This is a genomic window from Streptomyces sp. NPDC058534 (assembly GCF_042717365.1).
Classification (GTDB): Bacteria; Actinomycetota; Actinomycetes; order Streptomycetales; family Streptomycetaceae; genus Streptomyces.
This window is the reverse complement of the sequence record NZ_JBHXNW010000006.1, coordinates 54,493-56,899: the sequence shown is the minus strand read 5'-3', so window position 1 is coordinate 56,899 and position 2,407 is coordinate 54,493. Positions and strand designations below refer to the sequence as shown.

The following is a 2,407-nucleotide window of genomic DNA, read 5'->3' as shown; positions in this document are numbered from 1 at the left end:
GGTGGGGGGGCCGGGCCCTGGCCCCGCACCCCTCGGCCCGGGTCGGTCAGTGGTGGACGGCCGCGGCTCGCTGTTCCGCGGACGCGGCGCCCGCGACGACCGCGGTCGGGGCGCCCTCGCGGCGTTCAAGGGCGGCCGAGAGGACGGCGAGGAGCAGGGCGGCGGCGGCCAGCACGGCACCGACCCAGTTCGGGGCGGTGTAGCCGAAGCCGGCGCCGATGACCACGCCCCCGAGCCAGGCGGAGAGCGCGTTGCCGAGGTTGAAGGCGCCGATGTTCACGGCCGAGGCCAGCGTCGGGGCGCCGTGCGCGTGGTCCAGGACGCGCTTCTGCAGCGGCGGCACGGTGGCGAAGCCCAGGGCGCCGATGAGGAAGACGGTCACGGCGGACGCGATCTTGTCGTGCGCGGTGAGGGTGAAGAGGGCCAGTACGACGGCCAGGGCGCCCAGGGAGACGTACAGCATCGGCATCAGGGCGCGGTCGGCGAACTTTCCGCCGACGAGGTTGCCGCCGACCATGCCGAGGCCGAAGAGGACCAGCAGCCAGGTGACGGAGCCGTCCGCGAACCCCGCGACGTGGGTCATCATCGGCGCGATGTAGGTGATGGCCGCGAAGACGCCGCCGAAGCCGAGGACGGTCATGGCCATCGCCAGCAGGACCTGGACGTTCTTGAAGGCGGCCAGTTCGTGCCGCAGCCGCACGCCCTCAGGCTTGGGCACGTCGGGGACCAGCTTGGCGACACCGGCCAGGCCGACGACGCCGAGCGCGGCGACTACGGCGAAGGTGACGCGCCAGCCGGCGGACTGCCCGATGAGCGTGCCCAGCGGGACGCCGACGACGTTGGCGACGGTCAGACCGGTGAACATCATCGCGATGGCACCGGCCTTCTTGTGCGGGGCGACCAGGTCGGCCGCGACGACCGAGCCGATGCCGAAGAAGGCGCCGTGGGCGAGGGACGCGACCACGCGGCCGATCAGCATGACGGAGAAGGCGGGAGCGAGGGCGGAGAGCAGGTTGCCGACGATGAACAGGCCCATCAGCAGCATCAGCATCCGCTTGCGCGGGACCTTGGTGCCGAGGACGGTCATCAGCGGGGCGCCGAACATCACGCCGAGCGCGTATCCGGTCACCAGGAAGCCGGCGGTGGGGATGGAGACCCCGTAGTCGCTCGCGACCTGGGGCAGCAAGCCCATGATCACGAACTCGGTGGTTCCGATACCGAAGGCCCCGATCGCGAGGGCCAGAAGCGCGAGAGGCATGGAGGGGTACACCTTCCCAGACGATTGCAGGAGCGCTTTACGTGCGTCCACAATAATTGCATACGCGGGCTATATGCAAACGCAGACTATTGCACGCCTGGTCTACCCTGGTCTCAGCCGCTTCGGGACGGAGGAACCACATGACAGCGACGGACCCCGCGCTCACCGCCCTCTCCCAGGGCTGGTGCGCACTCTCCCTGCTGCACGGGAGGATCGAGGCCCACATCGAGCGCGCGCTGCAGGCCGGGCACGACCTGAGCGTGCGCGAGTACTCCCTGCTCGACGTGCTGAGCCGGCAGCACGACGGCGACGGAGGGCATCTGCAGATGAAGCAGGTCGCCGACGCCGTCGTTCTCAGCCAGAGCGCGACGACGCGCCTGGTCACCCGGCTCGAGGACCGCGGGCTGCTCGAGCGCTACCTGTGCCCCACCGACCGTCGCGGCATCTACACCAACGTCACCACGGCCGGCCTCAAGCTGCTGGACGAGGCCCGGCCCACCAACGACGCCGCGCTGCGCGAGGCTCTCGACGAGGCAGCCGCCAACCCCGACCTGGCCCCCCTGGTCCGAGCCGTGGAGACCCTCAAGGCGCCGGTGCCCGCCTAGCCCGACTCGGAGCGCGGCCCCCAGACTTAGAGTGCGGTCATGGCAGATCTTGAAATACGCCGCACCATCGCCGCCGACATCCCCGCGGTCGTCGCGATGCTCGCCGACGACCCCTTGGGTGCTCAGCGTGAATCACCGGACGACCTGGGCCCCTATCTGACCGCGTTCGAACGGCTCGACGCCGATCCGAACCAGCATGTGGTCGTCGCGGTCCGCGACAGCCGTGTCGTCGGCACCCTCCAGCTGACGATTGTCCCCGGCCTGTCCCGGCGCGGCGCCACCCGGTCGATCATCGAGGGTGTACGCATTCACGCCGACGAGCGCGGCAGCGGCCTGGGCACACAGCTCATCGAGTGGGCGATCGACGAGTCCCGGCGACAGGGATGCCAGCTGGTGCAGCTCACGTCCGACAAGACCCGCACCGACGCCCACCGCTTCTACGAGCGCCTGGGCTTCTCGTCCTCGCACACGGGGTTCAAGCTCCAGCTTTGAGCGGGGCGCTCCCATCCGGAGTGTCCGACGGCTGTGGGGCCCTGTTTCACGT

General features: G+C 70.2%; 3 protein-coding genes. 2 read left to right on the top strand and 1 reads right to left on the bottom strand.

Features of this window, described 5'->3' with window-relative positions; translation table 11 throughout:
* Positions 1-46 precede the first annotated feature (46 nt).
* Positions 47-1,258 (bottom strand): MFS transporter, encoded by a 1,212-nt coding sequence (locus tag ACFWR9_RS05035; RefSeq protein WP_383835644.1) that lies wholly within the window; start codon positions 1,256-1,258, stop codon positions 47-49.
* Between the two features lie 140 nt (positions 1,259-1,398).
* Here ACFWR9_RS05035 and ACFWR9_RS05030 point away from each other — a divergent pair, with 140 nt between their 5' ends.
* Positions 1,399-1,863 carry a MarR family winged helix-turn-helix transcriptional regulator gene (locus ACFWR9_RS05030; RefSeq protein ID WP_383835641.1) on the top strand — a complete coding sequence of 155 codons (465 nt, stop codon included), beginning with the start codon at positions 1,399-1,401 and terminating at the stop codon, positions 1,861-1,863.
* Positions 1,864-1,902: 39 nt separating this feature from the next.
* On the top strand, positions 1,903-2,355 hold the full coding sequence (locus ACFWR9_RS05025; protein ID WP_383835638.1) for a GNAT family N-acetyltransferase: 453 nt from the start codon (positions 1,903-1,905) through the stop codon (positions 2,353-2,355).
* Positions 2,356-2,407 lie beyond the last annotated feature (52 nt).